Here is a 19,872-nt window from a genome sequence, read left to right as displayed (position 1 = left end):
TGTTATGTTTCATGAGCTCGTTCGCCCGGATGCAAGGCCAGCATCGAAGATAACAAACGCTTCGTATAAAAATTCGTTGAGGACCTTAGCTCATTTGCCTTTGCTTCCTCGACAATTTCGCCTTTTTCCATAACAAGAATACGGTGGCAAAGTGCCATGGCAGCCCGAATATCATGAGAGATAAAAAGGATTGCTGTTTCTTCGCTTGTATTTATTTCTTGCAACAGGGACAGCATTCTTGCCTGTGAGCTCATATCCAGACTAGCAAACGGCTCGTCCAAAATAAGAAGCTCCGGTTCGAGAATAAGAGCCCTGGCAATGGCAACCCGCTGTTTCATTCCCCCGGAAAGTTCATAAGGGTATACCGAACGAATCGTTTCATCCAGTCCGACTTTTTGTAATACTTCTTTGATTTTCTCCCGCTTGGTTCCGTTTTTCCCACCCCAATAATCTAGCCCTTCCCCAACAATCTTCTCTACATTCCACCGGGGATCAAACGACGCCAGGGGATCCTGGTGGACCCATTGAACACTTTTTCGGAATGGAGGTGCGCCATGCCAACCGATTTTTCCTGTTTCGTTTCGTTCCAATTGCAGCAACAGGCGGGAAATCGTACTTTTTCCACTTCCGCTTTCTCCAATTAACCCGACAATTTCACCTTTTTGGATATGAAAACTTACACCGTTTACTGCCTTTATCAACTTTTGGCGAAACCATTTCTTTTTGGAATAAGCTTTGCTCACTTCCTCTACCGTGATGAGCGAATCACGGGCGGCGGTACTTGGTTGTCCGTGTATATGTGTCAGCTCCCTGTAACGGGCCAGCAATTCCTTTGTATGTTCATGGGCGGGCTGATCAAATAATTTTTTCACAGGAGCGCGCTCGACAATCTTTCCATTCTTCATTACGATAACGGAATCGGCCAGCTCTGCCACCACGCCAAGATCATGGGTGATGAACAGCACGCTTCCTCCAGTACGATTGCTCCATTCATTAATCAAACGGAGGACATCCGCCTGAATCCGCGTATCCAGCGCTGTTGTCGGTTCATCCGCAATTAACAGTACCGGATCAAGTGCCAATGCAAGGGCAAGCTGAACACGCTGTCTCATCCCACCTGAAAGTTCATAAGGATACGATTCATAGATACGCTCCGGTTTTGGCAACTGCATATCGTCCAAAAGGCGAATTGCCCGTTCATTTGCTTCACGCTTCGAAACGGCTGTATGGGCCGAGAACAACTCCCGAAAATGCTGCCCTATCGTCCGCAGCGGGTCGAATGTTTCAAACGTATCCTGAAACACAAAACCTACTTGTTTTCCGCGATAATGCTGCTTTTGCTTTTTGTTCAGTTCAAGAACACTTTTTTGTAAAAACGAAATGCTTCCTGATGAAACAGCCATCCCTTTTGGAAGCAAGTCCAGCATCGCTTTTGCTGTCATGCTTTTTCCAGAACCGCTTTCACCAATAATGGCGACAATTTCTCCATCCGGCACAACAAAAGAGACATGATCCAAAATCTGTTTTTCCTCATCATTCGCCTTCGCCCCGACGGAGAGGTTCTCCACTATCAATACATGTTCCTTCACCATTTCCCACTCCTCTTTAATTGCGGCAAGGCAAAGCGGTCCTGCAGAACATCCCCAAGAAAAGTAACCGCCAGAACAGTGAATGTTATGAGCAGGCCTGGAAATAAAGCTATCCACCAGGCACCGGACAGTACATAACTTTGCGCACCCATCAGCATGTTTCCCCAAGATGGTTCATGAGGAGGAATACCAATCCCGAAAAAGCTCAAGGTCGCTTCCGATAAAATAGCGTGGCTCACACCGGTAATGGACATGACAATAATTGTTGGCAAGGATTGGGGCAGCAAGTGCCGAATGAGCAGTTGGGCTGGCGAAGCTCCAACTACAACTGAAGCCTGGATGAAAATCTCCCCTTTCAAGGACAGAATCTCCGTTCTGATTAAACGTGCAATCGGCATCCAGCTTGTCATCCCAATAACAATAACTACCGAGAGAAAGCTTGCCGGAATGAACACCTGTATCCCAATCATAAGGAGGATGCTCGGAATACTAAGTAATGCATCCAAAACCCGCATCATGATACGGTCAGCCATTCCACCCAAAAACCCGCTAATAACCCCATAGCCAGTACCGAACGAAACGGACAGCAGCATGGCTGCCCCGCCAACAGCAAGTGAAACGCGTCCCCCATACAACAAACGGGCAAATACATCACGGCCAAGTTGATCTGTCCCAAATAAGTGCGCGGCAGTCGGGGGCTGCAAAATGTTCATTAACCCTACGGATAGAGGGTCATAAGGCGTAAAGACCGGCGCCAGCAGTGTCACAGCCAGCAAGATAATAAGGTAACAACAAAGACACTTTACAAACCCCTTGCCTATCGCACTCATCTGCTTTCCTCCTTCACTAAATGCCGCCGCATCCTGGGGTCAATCCAGGCACAGATAAGATCAATCAACAGGCTTCCAATAATAACGAAGCCCATACTCAGTAAAATTGTCGCCAGTAAAACAGGATAATCATGTGCAAGCGCCGATTTTAATGAAAGTCTCCCAAGGCCCGGCCATGAAAACAAAGTCTCAACGACAACTGATCCAGCGAATAGAAGAGAAAGCGACATGCCCGCAAAGGCTAAGTAGGGAAGCGAGGCATTTGGAACAAGATGTTTCCATAGAATCGTTCTCTCTGAAATGCCCCGTGCCCTGAGAGCCCATACAAACTCCTTCTCCTGTGTAACCGTGATATTGTTGCGTAATAAGCGGATATAGTAGCCAATATGCGACAAGCTCAATACGAGAGCGGGCATGATCAGGTGCCTCAGCCAGTCGCCTGCGCCACCTTGGCCCATTCCCGCTGTGGGAAGGACCCCAAGATAGACCGAGAAAAACAACATAAGTATTAAGGCAAACCAAAAAGAAGGAAGTGACATGAAAACAAAGGAAGAGACGGTGACAGCATAATCGAAAGATGAGTAACGCCAGAGGCCGGTAATAATGCCCAATAAGAAAGACAGAACGAGTGTTAAAGCCGCGGCCGCAAGCATGAGTGCCAAAGTCGGTTCAATCGCTTTGGCAATCATCACTTTTACCTCTTCTCCCGTACTGTATGACCTGCCCCATTCCCCTTGGACAACATTAGTGAACCATTTGGCATACTGAGTGTACAACGGATCATTCAAACCCAAGTTTTCGGCAATCCGTGCTTGGTCAGCCTTGCTCATTTTTTGAAGCTGATCCCCATACATTGCCGCTGCAGGAGTGCCTGGGAGCATTCGAATAAATGCAAAACAAAGAATACTTCCGATTAGAAGCGCTACCACCGCTTCACATATTCTTGAAACAACAAACCTGGCCATATGCCCTCCTAACCGGTACGGGAAATAACACATTTTTTTCAAAAAATAACACCGCCACACAAACGGCTGCTACCTGAACGTTAATACTAGTGGAATATAATCGATACCTTTTACATTTGTTAGCACAACCTAGTTGGACAAATCCGACCGCAAAGATGGTTGGGCCCGTCCAACTGTGTTACGTAGTAATTAAAATGTGGCACTAATAAACATAAAAAAAGGATACAAAGGCCGCATCTTTCGCTTACTCACCATTGGACACAATCAGGGAAGGCATCAGGCAATCCAAAGCGCCCGGGATTTTGTGAGCAATAATAACAATGGGTTCCTCATATACAGTGGTGTGAGCAGCCGGGGGGTTTAGCTCCCCCCTCCTGCTCTATCCATATTCTTTATGTGTTAACTACCTATGGTTATCTGAAAGGACTGGATTCGTTAGGCGGCTTTCCGCACCTCGGATTTTTCGCCTTTGACTTTCCTCAAGAGGCCCTTGTGCAGATTATTCTGGTACGCAACCGCTCCAAGGACAATAACAACACCAAGGACTTGGATAACTGACGGTATCTCACCAAAAAGAAGGATGGCAATGATCGCGACGGTTGAAATAGGGCTTAGCAACAAGAGTCCAGCGACAATTGTAGAATCCAACCGGACGGCACCATACTGAACGAACGTCCATGCTATCGCTTGGCCAGCTGTAGCTAAAACAACCATCCAAAACCAGTTCATTCCAGTAATCGGATCTCCGAGAGTAGTTTCCGGATTCATTGGGAGAGCGCCATTAACCATAACCCCATGAGTCAAGTCGAAGCCGCGGTCAGAGAAAAACAACATAAAAATTGTTGGGGCTACCAGCTGGGCAAGAGTTGCCCACGCCATTGGCTGAATGATTTGCCCTGCATTTACCTTGGACGCTTTACGGCTAGTATAGAGGTAAATTCCATAGCAGCATCCGGATAGAGCGCCACAAATAGTCCCAAGCACGGCGATATTTATCCCATAAACGGTCGTCGGGCCTGCCGTCGGAGCAGCACTGTCGAAGACACCGCCAGACATGATCACGCCCAGTATCATGATTGGAGCAACAATAAAGTAGCTTTTTGGCACCCTTTCCCTGTCGAATAAGAATGCAAGCGCAGGCAAAATAATGATTTGAAGATTAAGCAGGATTGATGCAATACCTGAGCCGACATAGAAGATAGAATAATTCCAAGCTGTAAAGTCAATTCCCAGGAACAGACCAGCGAGAATGGAAAGAGTGATTCCGGTTTTGTTGAGCGAACCGATTTTTTTTGCTTCCCTTAAGGCGAATGGAAGCAGGGCAAGCAATCCAAGCCCGCAGCGAAGGATAACAGATGTTGCAGGTTCGAAATTGGATTGTTTTACCCAAGGGGCAGTAAATGCGAGAAAGAGGATACCGATCATAAGGATCCAATACGCCCGGGCATTTGACCCTCCATTATTATTCACACTAGTATTAACCATATGTTTCACTCCAACTAAAATAGATTGTAAAGATGATTTTCAAAACATGAAAAAAAGGTTGTGTGATTATTTTTCTTGAGTGAACTTATGCCATGTAGCGTGCCAACTCGTCCCATGTGTTGTTCATTTCCCGTTTCAACAACACCAAGTCCAAGGCAAGCCATCTGATATTCACGGCTTTCCCCTCAAGCAGCGCGGCGCCCACTTTCATATGTTCGAACCGCTGAAGTTTTTCATTCAATTTCCGGATGTCCATCTCCTTCAGCGTAGGGGCAACAAACCACAGTGATCCGACATATAGATGATCTTCAAGCAAGCCCATTTGGCCGAGGCTCATTTGGTCAGGTGAAAATAGCAAGGAGTCATAAATCAAGCATTCTTCTTCCATCCAAACTTGAAAATTCGTTTTCACATCACTGTAGTGAAACTTTTCGCCCCGTTTGTCACGGCCAGGAGAGAGAATCTCCCCCCAAAGAAGCGTGGCATCCTGAGCCATGTTTATGACAGTTTGCCCGCGAAATTTCGCGCTTTCAAATGGAATGGCGGCTTCTGTTTTCCATGCCAGGCTTCCTTTTGAACCAATGGACACGTCAATGTTTTGCGAACTCCACATACCGTTATAGGAAGGATAGATTTTTGTTGCGGATTGCGGAATAAGACAGACATTTGCCCCTTCTTTGACATCGATTTGAAAGCTATTTTGGTCCCCGGCCACAAGGCCGCCTGATGTTTCCACCATATATACCGTTGCCTCGGACGGATTGGCATGATTTAAATACAAGGCCCGGCTAGCCCTAAGCGGGGGAAGCTGGTAACAATCGGCTATGATCGTCTTACCCCCGCGATTTGCAAATTTCAATGACAAGCAACCATTATGATTCAGCCGCTTAATTGGACTTTGCAGGCTCATCGGATACCACTTCCAGCAATAAATCAGTTTTGATCCACGCTACTACTTCATCGAGACCTTTTTTCGTCTTAATGTCCGCAAACGTGAATGGCCTTCCCGCTCTTGCTTTAGTCGTGTCACTTTTCATGATGTCAAGGTCTACGCCAACGAATGGAGCAAGATCCGTTTTATTTACGAGGAGAAAGTCTGAACGGGTAACGCCCGGACCACCTTTTCTCGGAATGTCGCCGCCTTGTGCAACATCAATCACATAAATAAACGCATCGACTAATTCAGGGCTGAATGTTGCCGATAGATTGTCGCCGCCGCTTTCCACAAAGATGATGTCAAGGTTCTCAAAACGTTGTTTCAATTCATCGATCGCTTCGAAATTCATTGACGCATCCTCACGAATCGCCGTGTGTGGACAGCCTCCCGTTTCAACACCGATGATGCGGTCTGCTTCTAGTACTTTCTCGTTGATTAAATAATTGGCGTCTTCCCTTGTGTAAATATCGTTTGTAATAACGCCAAGGTTGTATTGATCTTTCAATGCTTCTGAAAGTATTTTGACAAGTGTTGTTTTACCGGAACCGACTGGTCCGCCAATGCCAAGGTGTATTGTTCTCATTTTCACTATCTCCTCGTATATCATTCTATTTAGGCTTTTTAATTCCGCTGGAAATGCCAAAAAACTACAAAAACAAAAGCACATCACTTGGAATTTATAGGATATTGCTGTATAATTGGATTGGGACAATTCTCTCTTTCTTGTGGGGACAAGCAAAAGAATTTTTTTCCTATATGCGCGCGGATTTTCCTGCACGCAGGCTATACACCCTGTTGCTCGAACCTGGAGGATAGCAGCTCCGGGGCAGCTTCGAAAACAAGGCGTGTTTGTTGAACGGTGAAGGGTTAAACTTAAGCCCTTCACCACAGCCAATGACCCGCCGAACCGTTCGGGATACCATTCTTTACGAAGTCCGGGTCTTTTTGAACAATCGTGCCTTGAAAAAGGCAGACGTGTTTGTTTTCTTCCTAATCATGAAATAAACAATCGTGAATAAAGAAATTCGTGCTTCATTGACGCAATTTCAAGGGCAATTGAATTGTTGTCAAGATCGTCCAAGTTCATGCCCATTACGTGCCTTGCTGTTTCCTGAATGGCAGGCAACAGGGAAAATACCGTTTGCACCCCGCTCATCTGCCCAAGGGGAACGGCACGGACAGCGTTTTGAACGAGCGCTGTTATGGATGAATAAAGGTATGTTTCAACCGCCTTCTTGACATCCACGCCCAAAAGCGCGGTATATATGCCGTAAACGACTGGAAAATGGCCCTTAATTTCCTTGCTTTTTAATTTTTCACTCCAAAACATAAGCAATTCTTCACTGCTTAGCGGGTATACCGCCTGTAAAAATTGCCGCCCCATCATCGCGCTTCCCTTCCTGGTCTCTGGAGATAGCTTGATGCCGTGGCATATGTTCTCAAGGCGGATGAGACCCTGTTTGTCGTGTTTTCTGGCAAGGTGATATGCTTCCTTAACAATGATCGCATCCGTGGAAGCAAGATTATGGCGGAGATACATATTGCAAAACTCCGACAAATCTTCCTTGTTACGAATGGAGTTTTCCTGGATATACGTCTCCATCCCAAAGGAATGTGCGAAACTTCCAGTCGGGAACGCCGAGTCATGGATTTGAAGGAGATGCAGGAACCACGGATCAGTGTTGATGGCCCTTATATTTGAACGGCTCTTTGAACCTTCTCTCTGATTGTTCATAGATAACCCCCACTTCATCCAGCAATTTCTCAAGCGTATGGTCGTACCGGACGAGAATTTCATTATCTTCAATAATGCATGGGGTATGGCGGTTTCCGATTTCAAATGCCACTTTTCCCATTTCCCGCATTGTCTTTGGTTTGATGACTAATGCCTTTTCCAACTTGGTCCGAATGGCAACGAGCGTATTTTCATCTTCATACAATACGTCACCAAAGCGAAGAGTCCCGCTGTTTTCAAGCGAAACGGCAATATCCGTACCGTTTACTGTTTGTTTGCGGAAAATTCTCTTGTTCAACTCTTCCCATTCCAACTCAAGCCAGTCAATGTTTTTGTCTAATGAACTACAATCGTTGAGGTTCCCCGCTATTTTCGTAATAACCAAGGTCTTAACCTCCTTCGTATTTTTACCATACTGCCTACAGAAGGCCCTTCACATTGAATCTGAACGAATTTTCTTTTAGAACAGGAAATACCTTTGGGCCATGGCGACTTTTTCAAACGGTTCACATGTGATAAGTTCTCCATCCACCCTTACTTCATATGTTTCCGGGTTAATGTCGATATCCGGCGTCGCGTCATTCCACTTCATATCCTTCTTGCCAATGTTCCGGCAATTTTTAACCATGCCTATGCGCCGTTTCAAACCGAGCTTTTCCGGTACTCCGAGCTGAATTGAACTCTGCGACATGAACGTAATGTTGGCCGCGTATTTCGCACCACCGTACGGAGCAAACATTTGGCGGAACATAACCGGCTGTGGAGTCGGAATGGAAGCGCCAGGGTCACCAAGCTGTGCGTAGGCAATGAAGCCGCCTTTGACAACCGTCTCCGCTTTTACGCCAAAGAACTTCGGATCCCAAAGAACAAGGTCAGCAAATTTACCGACTTCAATCGAACCGATTTCATGGGAGATTCCCTGTGCAATCGCAGGATTGATCGTATACTTCGCTACATACCGTTTGGCTCGCATATTATCGGACCCAATTTTTTCTCCAGGCAAAGCGCCTCGTTGCTTTTTCATTTTGTCTGCGGTTTGCCATGTTCTCAGGACCATCTCCCCAGCTCGTCCCATCGCAAGCGCATCGGATGACATGATGCTGATTACTCCCATGTCATGCAAAACATCTTCAGCCGCGATCGTTTCCGGGCGGATCCTTGAATCAGCAAACGCAACATCTTCCGGCACATTGTGGCTCAAATGGTGGCAAACCATGAGCATATCAAGGTGTTCGTCGATTGTATTAACTGTAAAAGGCCTCGTCGGATTCGTTGAGGAAGGCAGTACATTCGGATGCCCGGCCATTTTCATAATATCCGGGGCATGTCCGCCGCCCGCACCTTCTACGTGGAATGAGTGAATGACGCGCCCGTCAATGGCACGGAGCGTATCTTCGAGAAATCCAGCTTCATTCAATGTGTCCGAATGGATGGCAACTTGCACGTCGGCCTCATCGGCTGCTCTCAAGCTGCGGTCAATCGACGTTGGAGTCGCTCCCCAGTCTTCATGGATTTTCAAACCAACCGCACCCGCGTCAATTTGCTCCATGAGTGGCGCAAGGGATGAAGCGTGGCCTTTTCCTAAAATACCGACGTTTACCGGAAAGTCTTCCGCCGCCTTTAACATCATTTCGATATTCCACGGTCCCGGTGTAATCGTCGTTGCTTTGGAACCTTCCGCCGGGCCTGTTCCACCGCCGAACAAGGTCGTCGTCCCATTGGCCAGCGCCACAGCAAATTGATCCGGATTAATAAAGTGCACATGTGTATCAATCGCTCCGGCTGTAACAATTTTGCCTTCGCCAGCAATCGTTTCCGTAGCCGCGCCGGCGATCATATTCGGGGTAACACCGTCCATAATGTCCGGATTGCCACCTTTGCCGATACCGACAATATAACCGTCTTTTACACCGATATCCGCCTTGTAAATCCCAGTGTAATCAAGAATAAGCGCATTGGTAATGAGAAGGTCGAGGACATTTTCATCACGTGTGTATGTGCCGTTTTGCCCCATACCTTCACGCAATACTTTACCGCCGCCGAACTTCACTTCTTCTCCATAGGTAGTGTAATCCTTCTCTACTTCTACCCATAGGTCCGTATCAGCGAGGCGAACCTTATCCCCAACAGTTGGACCATAATTGTCCGCGTACTGCTGTCTATTGTATTTCATCTGTCACTCACACTCCTTTATAACCTAATTCCTTTGCTTTCCTTAAACTCTCTTCCTTCATGTCAACGGAACCGTTTGTTAAATCCGCAATCCCGTAAACACAACGGTTGCCGCCGAGTTCCGTTAATTCAACTTCCATCTCTTCGCCTGGTTCAAATCGAACCGCCGTGCCGGCAGGAATATTCAGCCTCTTGCCGATTGTTTCCTTGCGGTCAAATGAGAGCTCACGGTTCACTTCGAAAAAGTGAATGTGCGACCCTACCTGAATCGGACGATCTCCGGTATTCGAAACACGAATCGTTGTTTTCTTGCGGCCAGCATTAATTTCAATGGCATCTTCCGCCAGTCGGTATTCACCTGGCACGATATAGTCATTTTTAACAGCTTGATTACTCATTTCTGCTATCCTCCTTTTCCATGCGCGTTTACATTTTGGCCAATCTTTAAGAAATAGGGTTGTGAACGGTTACGAGTTTTGTCCCATCTGGAAAAGTTGCTTCTGCCTGAATATCGGCAATCATTTCCGGAACGCCTTCCATCACATCGTCCCTTGTCAACACGTGTCTTCCTTCTTCCATCAGCTGAGCCACCGTCTTTCCGTCACGTGCCCCTTCCATAATAAAACTGGTAATGATAGCCACGGCTTCCGGGTAATTTAACTTAAGGCCCCTTGCCTTTCGCTTCAAAGCCAATTCACTCGCCAGAAAGATTTGCAGCTTTTCCTTCTCTACTGGATTTAAATGCAATGACTTCAACTCCTTTATTCTTAATCTGCATAATTTACTAGAATGGTGAAAACCACCATTTTACAATTCGGCTGTACAATGCAGTGTGATTGTACAACGTAATCGATTGTACACCCCAAGTTTTTATGCATGCAATAAACCCTTCGGAACGTTCACAGAATGTTCAAAAGACCCAAAAATGACTTTTTTATAGAAAATTAATACTAAATTGGGTTAACACTATATACGTATTGTTAAATAATTATGCATATTTTGCTGAATGAAAGGGTATACAATTCCTAGTGAAAAGCGGGAGGGAAAGGGTTTCCATGGCAGCGATCGTAACGAAAGGAGTACCCATTAAGTAATTTTGGAAAGGAAAATGCCTTGAGGTAAACTTTCTGAAAAAGTTCACAAACTTGTCAATTTATATAGTTTAGATTTAAACGTATTTAACTTGTCAAGAGGTTATTTGAGGAATTTTCTGGTAGGTTAGTTTGTAAATATTTTATAAATTTTGTATGTTATAGTAAAAAAGTACTAATAATTGGGTGGAAACCAAGCGCTTGTTCTCAAAACCAAATTAAAAAGATGGTATACATTTTCGTGAGATTCACTTCACCTGCAGGCACAACCCAATAGGTAATAGTAAAAGGCATCGGATTATCCGATGCCTTTTACTATTAAATTACTTTTTTAGGCCAGAAACTGTATTTTCCAAGAATGGCGATTAGTGCCGGAATCGCTATCGGGCGGACAATGAACGTATCAAAGAGCACCCCTATTGCAACAGCGAAGCCAAAGATTCGCAGTTCCAGGACCGGCTGGGTGATGAGTACCGCGAATGTAGCAGCAAGGATGAGCCCCGCGGATGAAATGACACCGCCTGTTTTGCCAACTCCCTCCATGACCGCCTCCTTAATGGGCAAATGCTTTTTCTCTTCCCGGATACGGGAAATGAGCATGATCGAGTAGTCAACCCCGAGCGCCACAAGGAAAACAAACGTATACAACGGTATCCGATAACTAATGCCTGTAAAACCAAGCATGTCCTGAAAAATGAATACACTGAATCCCAGCGCGGCGCCAAAGGAAAGCAGAATGGTTGCCATCATATAGACCGGGGCAAGCAGCGAGCGGGTTTGGATGCCGAGCATGGCCATAATCAATACAGTCATCAAAATGAGTATCCGCACTTCATCGCCATGGCTTGCATTCCGAATATCTGTATTTTGCGCCGTTTCCCCGGCAAACAACAGCTTCGCATCTGCAATCTTACTTTCCTTTAGGAGTTTTGGAGATTTATTGCGAAGCTTTTCTATCACGTCAAATGCTTTTTCTGAATAGGGATTGTCTTTCAGCACCATATTGATTTTGGCCACATTCTCATGGTTTTCCGCGAATGGATGGCCCTGTATCTCAGCTTTGGAGACACTATCCAGGCTTCCAAGCTTTGTGGCAAGGTCTTGAACCTGCTCAGGCGACAAGTCTTTTTTTGCCTGAACAATTACTGTAGTCGGCGCAATTTCCCCTGCCGAGAAGGCTTCATTAAGCCTATTGTACCCCTGGACGGATGACATGTCCTTTGGGAACGAATCCAAAAGATTGAATGAGTAATTGACATGCCTAAGCATGAATGCAAAAAAGATAAGAATGATTACGATCGGTATGAGCGATAACCATGGTTTATCCGTTACAAACCTGCCAAGCTTATGCCAAAAATTTCTCTTCCTTGCCAATTTCACTGCACGCTTGCGCGGATTTGACGGCCAGAATGACTTTTCTCCCGCAATCGCGAACAGCGCCGGCATCAAGGTTAATCCGGCAAGCAGCATCATGGCGACCGCGACGGCAAAGACCGGTGCGAATCCCCGATACGCTTCATAAACTGCAAAGAACAATGTCAGCATGCTCAGGAATACGGTACCGCCGCTGAATACAATCGGCTCTTTCACCATGTTCGTTGCAATTTTCATCGCCTCGTTCACTGGCAGCCCTTTTTCAAGTTCTTCGCGGAAACGGGCAAACAATAGAAGCGAGTAGTCGGTAATCACCGCAAACAGCAGGATCATCATGATGGACAGAGACTGGCTATCAATTGGGAACGAGCCATATTTGCCCATCAGCCCGAGCAGCCGGTCAACGACTGAATAGGATATTCCCGCTCCAATCAACGGGATTAGCGCCAACAACGGCGAACGGTAAATCAAAATCAGGATAATAAAAATCAGGCCTACGGTGGCCAATATCAAAACAACGTCCGCCTTCGAAAACATTTCATACGTATCGGCCATGATTCCCGCCGGACCGGTGAAGTATGTTCTTAGATTGGACGGCATGTCCTTTGCGGCCTCTTTTTTCAGCCCATCCATCGTCGCCTTGATTTGTTTGTTCTCCATTCCGACAGGCAACAATACTGGAATGAAGAATGTTGTCTGGTCTTTGGAAAAGAAGGATGCCCGTGCCTGCTTGGGCATCAGGGATAATGGGACAACCACGAGATCTTCCTGAGCGTCTTTAACGGCCTTCTCAATATTGGCAATTGCCTGTTCAACGTGGTTTTCCTTTAAGCCGTTAATATCGTAGACTACTATAAACAACGGAATCCCTTCGGACGCGGGGAAATATTCCTTTAAAGCCTTTTCGGCCTTGACCGACTCAGCTGATTCGGGCAAGCCAAAGTTTTTACTTGGCGAGGTCTGCTCTTTTGCTGCCGGGGCAATTCCTGCTAGTACCCCCGCTGCAATGAGCCAGCAGAACAGAATGATGAACCATCTTTTTTTCTCACTAAAGAGTTTCATCAAGTTAATAGCCTTCTTTTGTATCGATCATAAATGTGGTGATGATGAATACGGCAAAGCTAATCAATAAAGTTACTCCGCCAGCAATATAAAAGATGACCGCTGCCGTCTCGTTTACATCGAAAGGCCTGAGCGCATTCAGCCACATCCCCACAGTTAGTCCAATCGAACCAATCGCCGCCGTCCAGCCATGAAGGGATACCAATTTTGAAGATTTAATTTTATAGACACGGTAAAAAATTCCCCAGGCAAAAACAGAAAGCCAGCCCACCACCAATATATGGGCGTGGATTGGGCGAAGCTGGTAGCTGCCCGAGCCCGCCATATGTGACCCCATTATCGCCCCGATCAGGCCAAAAATAGCCGCGAGCCGAATGAAACGTATACTCCATTTTGCTTCCATCATGTCAACCTCCATAGATTTTGTTTCTACGGTGATAATAGTAACTGGTCAACATGAACTTTATATGAACTTAGAGTTACAAATTCGGAAGCTTGATTGTAAATGTGGTGCCTTCATCAGAAGAGCTTGCAACGTGGATTTCCCCTTTATGCAGCTCGATGATTTGTTTTACGATTGCTAAGCCCAGCCCTGTCCCTTCCTCTGACCGTGATGCATCAGCCCGGTAAAAACGATCAAACAGCTTTTCCCGTTCGGCTTCCGTTACGCCAATCCCCGTATCCTTCACCGTAACCTGGATATCTTCGCCTTTCCGTGTGAGCCCGATAGCGATTTCCCCATTTGGTTTATTGTACTTAATCGCATTGGATAGAAGGTTGTCCCATACATTCTCAAGCAGTGATTCATCCCCTCGGTATACAAGCGGCTCCATTGTCATGGACAGGTCCAGATTTTCCTCATCCAGCCACCAGCGATATTTGTTTATACAGGCCTTTAATTGCTCATCAAGGCGAAATTCATTGAATTTTACAAGCCTGGACGATTGGTCGAGGGATGTCAGCAATAGGAGCTGGCGGGTCAGCTTGGACAATCGGTTCGTTTCGGATTCAATGATTTCTGTATAATTCGCCCGCTCCTCATCCGTAAGGCCAGAAGATTTAAGGAGACCGGTATAGCCTTTAATATTCTGCAATGGGGATTGAAAATCATGGGACACATTGCTGATGAATTCCTTCCGTATTTTATCATTTTCCTGCAACTGGCCAACCATTTTGTTAAAACTGGCCGCAAGCTGGCCAATTTCATCCCTTCGTTCAATGCTCAGTTGCGTATCGTATTTTTCATTGGCAATCCGCTTTGTTGCCGCGGTGAGTTGCGTTATCGGAACAATGAGCATCTTGGCGACAAGAAGCATTGCCAGGAGGCTAAGGATGGCAGTGACGATAATGAGGCCTCCGAGTATCGTATGGACTTCGCTGAACAAAAGTTTAATATCCGGCCTCATGAACAGGGCATAACGCTTGTTTTCAAACGTGAAGGGCACGCCGATTGTATTCGACAATTCATTCGCGAAAAAGCCTGTCATGAACGTTTCTCGCGGAAAATTGCGCATGCCGTGATAGACGTTCCCTCCCAGCACTTGTTCAACAGATGAGGGGGACAGGTTTTTGGCCCGGTATTCGCCTCCATAAAAGGACTCCCAGCCGGTTTCGTCGACGACATAAAGCTGATAGCCAATATCGCCGACCGTCCCCAGGTAATTTGTTAAATCCATCTCCGGGGAATCCTTAATATGGCCGACAATTGTTTCGGCAATCTGAACGTTTTTGGCATCATTCCGTTCCTTCATGACCCGGTGGTAATACGTATTTGTCACGAGGAATCCGACAATCGAGCTGAAAACCATAATCAATAAGGTCATTAGCAGAAATTTCCCATATAAGGATTTCATGAACCATGCACCTCAAGCCTGTAGCCTACCCCTCGTACCGTTACAATTTCAACATCGCCGGCAATCTTTGCAATCCGCTCGCGAATTCGCTTAATGTGCGTGTTCAGCGTCTGCTCGTCCCCCTCATAATCGTACCCCCATATCTTCTCCATAATCGTCGCGCGCTGGAAGACCTGGCCCGGCTTGGAGGCAAGCAATGTCAGAAGGTCGAATTCCTTTAAAGGCATAATCAATGTACTCTTACCCGCTGTCACTTCAAAGCTTTTAAGATTGATTGTTAAGGAGCCTACCTGCAGGATGGAATCTGCCGGCTTGTCGTAGCGACGCAAAATCGCGGCAATCCGGAACAGCAATTCCTTCGGCTCAAACGGTTTCACCATATAATCATCGGAGCCTGCCCGGAAGCCCTGCTCCTTATCTTCAAGCTCACCCTTTGAGGTTAACAAGAGCACAGGCAGATCCCAGTTTTCCCGAATTCTTTTCGTCAACTCGAAACCATCCATCCCCGGCATCATGACGTCCACAATCGCCAAGTCGGGCAGATCCGCCTCAAGGATTTCCAGTGCCTGGCCCCCGTTTCTCGCCTTTACCACCTGATAGCCCGCCTGGGTTACATGGATTCCGACCAAATCGACAATATGCTTATCGTCATCAACAACCAGTATCTTTCTCATCGTGTACGCCCCATTCACGTAGCATTTTTCTCCATTATAGCGGAAACGGTGCCTGGCACCTAAAGGGGCCGCATCATGCAATCAGTAGTATTTGGTTCTCTTGCCATAAAAACAACCTCACAGGCTGTTTCAGCTGGAGGTTATTTTGCAGCTCAGCGTTCAGAGCGATGACGTTTACAATCCTTGAAATCCGTATTTCTCCAATATCCTGACCGACTCACTTCCAGTCAGGTATTCGTAAAATTCTGTTGCTTCTTTTAAATGGCGGGTGTCTTTGATAATGCCAAGAGGGTAAATAATCGGGCCGTGGGTTTCCTCTCCCGCACTATCGGCAATCTCCACTTTTTTAGAAGCGATCGCATCGGTTTTATACACTAGACCCGCATCCACATTGCCCGTTTCCACATAGGTAAGCACTTGGCGTACGTCCTTGGCGTAGACAATCTTTCCCTCAACCGCCTTCCAGACTCCTAGATGCTCAAGGGTTTCCCGCGCATATTTTCCCGCGGGGACAGATTCCGGAGTTCCAACCGACAGTTTATCCGCTTTATCCAAATCTTCAAATGTACGGATAGTATTCTGCGCGTTTTTCGGGATGATGAGGACAAGCTCGTTGCCTACAAGATTTGTCCTTTTTTCAATCAGCCCCTCTTCCTCGAGCTTGTCCAATTTATCCACGGCTGCCGAGAAAAAGATGTCAACTGGTGCTCCCTGGGATATTTGCTGCTGCAGGGCACCCGAAGCGCCAAAGTTATAGTTGATTTTTATAGTGGAATGTTCCTTTTCAAAATTGGCCGCTATTTCATTTAAGGCGTCCTGCAGGCTCGCGGCCGCCGAGACGGTCAGCTCGATTTGTTTTTCTCTCGGCTTATCTTTTTCCGCGCAGCCCGAAGCCGCCATGATAAAAAGCAACAACGCAATCAAACTAAATAAATTTCTCACAGGCGCTCTTCCTTCCCGGGATGAAACCATTTATCCGTCAATCAAAAGATTCATATTGATTGAAGTTCCCATTTATCGTACTTTTCATTATACACTACGGCCGGATTGGTTTCTGAGATAGCAAGTTCATTTCATAAAGGTTTCATAATTGAAAAAACGCCCGTGATACATGTGTTTTTTGTAAATATATTATTCCCCTTCATCCAGCTTTTTCTCAAAGCACACACACTCGTGAACTCTATTAAAGCGCCCCTGTATACTCTCTTTCTTTTCTCCTACATAATGCCCGAAAGCCTGAACTAGATGAAACCCCGAAAGGCTGCTGCTTACAGCCTCCCTGATTTCCTCTTTTCCTTCCAAATACACCTGAAGGTACGAATCCACCTTTTTAAATCCATTTTTCACATACCACTCTCTTACCCAATCGTCATCCCTTGTCCATGCCTCAAGGCGGTTCAGGCCTTTCCCCCTGGCCGCCTTTTCCGCTTCAAACAATAATTGCCTTCCGATGCCCTGTCTCCGAAAATCCGGGTGGCTAGCAATATGCCAAATCATGCCGCCCAAACCAGTGCCTCTCGAACACACCTTGCTTTCCTCATTCTCATATTCAACATCGATTAAGCCGATCACCTGGCCATTTTTAATTGCAACAAGTTCAATTGCAGGATTTTCATATATTTCTTTTTCTCTTAAAACATTGTCATAATAAGCGGTGTCCAAAAACGACAGCACCCTGCAGCGTACCCAGCCTGTCTCATCGCCTGAACGATACGGCCTGATTTCCAATCTATCCGCCTCCCAGTATTTTTTGTTATAAAAATAAAAAACTCCATAAATAAAGACCTTCATCCGATCACGAAGGCCTTAGTATACACAATCTCTTACAATTAATTTTTCCTATTTTGAGGGGTATGAACCAAAGCAATTCGAAGTACGGATATATAATTTTCAGTTTTCACGGCAATCCCCTCCTTATAAGCTCATTGTATGGCTATCCTCCCAATATTAAACTCCCTTATACAGTTATCCGGACAATATAACGAGAGAATGTGATCGGTAGCCCCGCCGTAGTGGTATTTTGTTCAAAAATTTTTGTAACTTCCGCCATGTTATCTTCCACTATCCTTTTATGGACATTCGGCTTTTGGCCATGACAGCGCAAATTAATTACATCTTCGGGAGAGTGTAAATACTCCGTGCTCTCAATATGCTCAAGCTCAGCAGAGGTGAAGTTTCCTCTCTCAAGACGTCGCCGAATCTGATCTAATATCGGAGCGCCTTCTTTCTTTTCAAAAAATGCTGGGAATAGAAGGGGCAGCTCCTTCCCAAGTCCGTCTCCAGGGTGAAGGCCCAGTACTTTTCCGCCCTCCTTTACGGCCTCTTTAAAAAAAGATAGGCAGAGGTAGGACCTTTTCGGATATAGGCGCAATCAAATGGTCCCCTCTCAATGGGCAATCCATGCTTTGAATTCCCCGTCACAAAGGAGACATTCGCACTCTTCTTTTCATTTCCTGCAGCCGCAAACTTTTCGGTTGCATCAAATCCAACAATCTCCCTTGCAACCGTCCCGTACTGGATTGTGAACCTTCCATCCCCGCAGCCAATATCCAGAACCTTTTTACCTTTAACCATCTCCATAACTTCCGTGTCAAAAATAGACTCTCCATTTGGTTGCATTATCGAGGAGTTCCACGGGTAGTGGTACTTCCCTTCAAGGTCTCCAATCTGTTTGTACCATTCCAGGGAATGCGGCGGAAGCCAGTCCGAAAGGGTGGTCGGGTCAGTCAGCATTTACTTTCCTCCAATTTTTTCAAGACATGAACTGGATAAGTCCCCAAGCTGTCTTGGGGTTAGCATTTACTACTAGTGATAGGTCTAAAAGCCAAACAAAATCCTATCATGTAATTGCAGTGGGCACCGGGCCTCTTTTAAAAGAGGGTAAAGGTGCCCATTTTTCATATATAACGCCTGGCCGTCAATCGGAAAAATCGTACATTCCGTTATTCTCCACGATAACTTCAGCCCAGGACATGCCTCCATCGACTGTTTTATACAACAAAGCCCCTTCCTCATTCCCAATGGCAATCCAGCCATCGCTTTCGTTAATAAAGTCAAAAGCCAAGATCCTCTCATTTTCCGGAATCAGGTTTTTAACAGATGCTAGAGTCCTCCACCCATCATTAAATGCATACATTTCATTCCGGTTGCTGACAAGCCACATCCTGTTTAAATTCACAGCGTCTATTTCCAGTTCGTATTGACCGCCGTTTTGCAAAGGGATGCCGGGGCCTTTGGTTAAGCCCCATGTCTCGCCTCCATCCTCCGTTGAATACACATACACTTCCAGACCGTCCGTCCGAAAATAAACAGGAATAAGCCCGGCAGTATCACTAAAGAACATGGGGGTTTGCACATCAAAAAAATGGTCCTTTGGCATTTGCTCTGTAACAGGGAGGGAATAGGAATCCCAGTCCGCTCCTCCATTTATTGAACGATAAATCCACGGATAGCCGCTCGCGGCAAGCGGTATCCAGCCGCCACTATTAGATGAAAAGACCGCCTTTGATTTGTACCCTTCAGACGGGATTTGCTTTTTTGTTTTGCCTCCTGATATAGCAACCCAGTTCTGGCCGCCGTCTTCGGTTTTCACAAGCTCAAGTTGACTCCCACCTGCCCCTATTTCCCTTACATAATTCGTCATCCAGCCAATCTCTTCATTTAAAAAATGAAGCCCAATCATTTGGCTGTCCGAGGCAAACGGCTCGCTTTTCGTCCAGGTATCCCCTCCGTCCGCTGTAAAAACAATCTGTTTATCTCCAAACTCCTTTTTGGTCAGCCAAACATGATCTTCATCCAAAATGTACATGGGGATAGTTATATCTCCTTTGGGGGTCACATCCCGCCAGTTCCTGCCTCCGTCCTCAGTTTTTAATAATCTTCTGCTCGTATCCTTCAAAGCCAGCATCCACCCTTTGTTTCCATCAATCATATGTAGGTTCATCACATAAGGGAGATGCTGGCTCCCCCTTTCTTTTTCTGGAGCAGGTTTGGCATTCTGTCCTGTAGAATTGCAGGCAGCAATCAATAATGCACAACACAGTATGAAAACAGCAGCTAAAGTTCCTCTTCGATTCAATTTTTTCCCCCTTTCTAGCTTACCTGA

At 46.1% G+C, this 19,872-nt stretch carries 19 protein-coding genes and 1 pseudogene; all 20 read right to left on the bottom strand.

Features of this window, described 5'->3' with window-relative positions; genetic code table 11:
- Positions 1 to 2: 2 nt before the first annotated feature.
- The 20 genes and pseudogenes from ADU24_RS23725 to ADU24_RS00535 all read right to left on the bottom strand — a co-directional run bounded on the left by ADU24_RS23725 (position 3) and on the right by ADU24_RS00535 (position 19,845).
- Positions 3 to 743: an ABC transporter ATP-binding protein gene (locus tag ADU24_RS23725; protein ID WP_442853748.1), complete on the bottom strand. Its 741-nt coding sequence runs from the start codon at positions 741 to 743 to the stop codon at positions 3 to 5.
- Positions 744 to 872: 129 nt separating this feature from the next.
- Positions 873 to 1,592: pseudogene (locus ADU24_RS23720) on the bottom strand (ABC transporter ATP-binding protein); the annotation flags it as partial.
- Positions 1,586 to 2,419 carry an ABC transporter permease gene (locus ADU24_RS00620; protein ID WP_053364832.1) on the bottom strand — a complete coding sequence of 278 codons (834 nt, stop codon included), beginning with the start codon at positions 2,417 to 2,419 and terminating at the stop codon, positions 1,586 to 1,588. The gene ADU24_RS00620 and the pseudogene ADU24_RS23720, both read right to left, overlap by 7 nt.
- The gene (locus ADU24_RS00615; protein ID WP_053364831.1) at positions 2,416 to 3,384 is read right to left on the bottom strand and encodes an ABC transporter permease; all 969 of its coding nucleotides are present in this window, start codon (positions 3,382 to 3,384) and stop codon (positions 2,416 to 2,418) included. Before ADU24_RS00615 ends, ADU24_RS00620 begins: the two co-directional genes overlap by 4 nt.
- Before the next feature lie 435 nt (positions 3,385 to 3,819).
- A complete protein-coding gene (locus tag ADU24_RS00610) occupies positions 3,820 to 4,869 on the bottom strand; it encodes a DMT family transporter (protein ID WP_053364830.1) in 1,050 nt (349 codons plus the stop codon).
- 85 nt (positions 4,870 to 4,954) lie between these two features.
- Positions 4,955 to 5,728: an urease accessory protein UreD gene (locus ADU24_RS00605; RefSeq protein ID WP_197277455.1), complete on the bottom strand. Its 774-nt coding sequence runs from the start codon at positions 5,726 to 5,728 to the stop codon at positions 4,955 to 4,957.
- A gap of 28 nt (positions 5,729 to 5,756) precedes the next feature.
- Complete coding sequence (gene ureG, locus ADU24_RS00600) at positions 5,757 to 6,389, bottom strand: urease accessory protein UreG (RefSeq protein ID WP_053364828.1); 633 nt, start codon at positions 6,387 to 6,389, stop codon at positions 5,757 to 5,759.
- A 411-nt stretch (positions 6,390 to 6,800) separates the two neighbouring features.
- On the bottom strand, positions 6,801 to 7,541 hold the full coding sequence (locus ADU24_RS00595) for an urease accessory protein UreF (protein ID WP_231689541.1): 741 nt from the start codon (positions 7,539 to 7,541) through the stop codon (positions 6,801 to 6,803).
- On the bottom strand, positions 7,483 to 7,926 hold the full coding sequence (locus tag ADU24_RS00590) for an urease accessory protein UreE (protein ID WP_053364827.1): 444 nt from the start codon (positions 7,924 to 7,926) through the stop codon (positions 7,483 to 7,485). The genes ADU24_RS00595 and ADU24_RS00590 overlap by 59 nt, the downstream gene beginning before the upstream one ends.
- Before the next feature lie 75 nt (positions 7,927 to 8,001).
- The gene (gene ureC / locus ADU24_RS00585) at positions 8,002 to 9,714 is read right to left on the bottom strand and encodes an urease subunit alpha (RefSeq protein ID WP_053364826.1); all 1,713 of its coding nucleotides are present in this window, start codon (positions 9,712 to 9,714) and stop codon (positions 8,002 to 8,004) included.
- A 7-nt stretch (positions 9,715 to 9,721) separates the two neighbouring features.
- Positions 9,722 to 10,081, bottom strand: coding sequence for an urease subunit beta (locus tag ADU24_RS00580; protein ID WP_053368712.1), 360 nt, complete (start codon positions 10,079 to 10,081; stop codon positions 9,722 to 9,724).
- 76 nt (positions 10,082 to 10,157) lie between these two features.
- Positions 10,158 to 10,460, bottom strand: a complete 303-nt coding sequence (gene ureA, locus ADU24_RS00575) for an urease subunit gamma (RefSeq protein ID WP_053364825.1) — start codon at positions 10,458 to 10,460, stop codon at positions 10,158 to 10,160.
- Positions 10,461 to 11,122: 662 nt separating this feature from the next.
- The gene (locus tag ADU24_RS00570; protein WP_053368711.1) at positions 11,123 to 13,240 is read right to left on the bottom strand and encodes an MMPL family transporter; all 2,118 of its coding nucleotides are present in this window, start codon (positions 13,238 to 13,240) and stop codon (positions 11,123 to 11,125) included.
- Between the two features lie 4 nt (positions 13,241 to 13,244).
- Positions 13,245 to 13,643 carry a hypothetical protein gene (locus ADU24_RS00565; RefSeq protein ID WP_053364824.1) on the bottom strand — a complete coding sequence of 133 codons (399 nt, stop codon included), beginning with the start codon at positions 13,641 to 13,643 and terminating at the stop codon, positions 13,245 to 13,247.
- Positions 13,644 to 13,719: 76 nt separating this feature from the next.
- Positions 13,720 to 15,093 (bottom strand): sensor histidine kinase, encoded by a 1,374-nt coding sequence (locus tag ADU24_RS00560; protein ID WP_053364823.1) that lies wholly within the window; start codon positions 15,091 to 15,093, stop codon positions 13,720 to 13,722.
- The gene (locus ADU24_RS00555) at positions 15,090 to 15,767 is read right to left on the bottom strand and encodes a response regulator transcription factor (protein ID WP_053364822.1); all 678 of its coding nucleotides are present in this window, start codon (positions 15,765 to 15,767) and stop codon (positions 15,090 to 15,092) included. Before ADU24_RS00555 ends, ADU24_RS00560 begins: the two co-directional genes overlap by 4 nt.
- A gap of 174 nt (positions 15,768 to 15,941) precedes the next feature.
- Positions 15,942 to 16,739, bottom strand: coding sequence for a molybdate ABC transporter substrate-binding protein (modA, locus tag ADU24_RS00550; RefSeq protein WP_053364821.1), 798 nt, complete (start codon positions 16,737 to 16,739; stop codon positions 15,942 to 15,944).
- A gap of 159 nt (positions 16,740 to 16,898) precedes the next feature.
- Complete coding sequence (locus ADU24_RS00545) at positions 16,899 to 17,495, bottom strand: GNAT family N-acetyltransferase (RefSeq protein ID WP_053368710.1); 597 nt, start codon at positions 17,493 to 17,495, stop codon at positions 16,899 to 16,901.
- A gap of 585 nt (positions 17,496 to 18,080) precedes the next feature.
- Complete coding sequence (locus ADU24_RS23470) at positions 18,081 to 18,500, bottom strand: class I SAM-dependent methyltransferase (protein WP_231689540.1); 420 nt, start codon at positions 18,498 to 18,500, stop codon at positions 18,081 to 18,083.
- Positions 18,501 to 18,684: 184 nt separating this feature from the next.
- The gene (locus ADU24_RS00535; protein WP_156324479.1) at positions 18,685 to 19,845 is read right to left on the bottom strand and encodes a WD40/YVTN/BNR-like repeat-containing protein; all 1,161 of its coding nucleotides are present in this window, start codon (positions 19,843 to 19,845) and stop codon (positions 18,685 to 18,687) included.
- Positions 19,846 to 19,872: the final 27 nt, after the last annotated feature.

Source organism: Bacillus sp. FJAT-27245 (genome assembly GCF_001273955.1).
Classification (GTDB): Bacteria; Bacillota; Bacilli; order Bacillales; family Cytobacillaceae; genus Bacillus_D.
This window is presented reverse-complemented; position numbering and strand designations above follow the sequence as displayed.

What these genes read in the sequence shown, in the direction of transcription:
- modA (WP_053364821.1), bottom strand. Translation starts at nt 16,739, where the DNA reads ATGGTTTCATCCCGGGAAGGAAGAGCGCCTGTGAGAAATTTATTTAGT.
- ADU24_RS00610 (WP_053364830.1), bottom strand. Translation starts at nt 4,869, where the DNA reads ATGGTTAATACTAGTGTGAATAATAATGGAGGGTCAAATGCCCGGGCG.
- ureC (WP_053364826.1), bottom strand. Translation starts at nt 9,714, where the DNA reads ATGAAATACAATAGACAGCAGTACGCGGACAATTATGGTCCAACTGTT.
- ADU24_RS00595 (WP_231689541.1), bottom strand. Translation starts at nt 7,541, where the DNA reads ATGAACAATCAGAGAGAAGGTTCAAAGAGCCGTTCAAATATAAGGGCC.
- ADU24_RS23470 (WP_231689540.1), bottom strand. Translation starts at nt 18,500, where the DNA reads ATGCTGACTGACCCGACCACCCTTTCGGACTGGCTTCCGCCGCATTCC.
- ADU24_RS00560 (WP_053364823.1), bottom strand. Translation starts at nt 15,093, where the DNA reads ATGAAATCCTTATATGGGAAATTTCTGCTAATGACCTTATTGATTATG.
- ADU24_RS00565 (WP_053364824.1), bottom strand. Translation starts at nt 13,643, where the DNA reads ATGGAAGCAAAATGGAGTATACGTTTCATTCGGCTCGCGGCTATTTTT.
- ADU24_RS00570 (WP_053368711.1), bottom strand. Translation starts at nt 13,240, where the DNA reads ATGAAACTCTTTAGTGAGAAAAAAAGATGGTTCATCATTCTGTTCTGC.
- ADU24_RS00620 (WP_053364832.1), bottom strand. Translation starts at nt 2,419, where the DNA reads ATGAGTGCGATAGGCAAGGGGTTTGTAAAGTGTCTTTGTTGTTACCTT.
- ureG (WP_053364828.1), bottom strand. Translation starts at nt 6,389, where the DNA reads ATGAGAACAATACACCTTGGCATTGGCGGACCAGTCGGTTCCGGTAAA.
- ADU24_RS00615 (WP_053364831.1), bottom strand. Translation starts at nt 3,384, where the DNA reads ATGGCCAGGTTTGTTGTTTCAAGAATATGTGAAGCGGTGGTAGCGCTT.
- ADU24_RS00555 (WP_053364822.1), bottom strand. Translation starts at nt 15,767, where the DNA reads ATGAGAAAGATACTGGTTGTTGATGACGATAAGCATATTGTCGATTTG.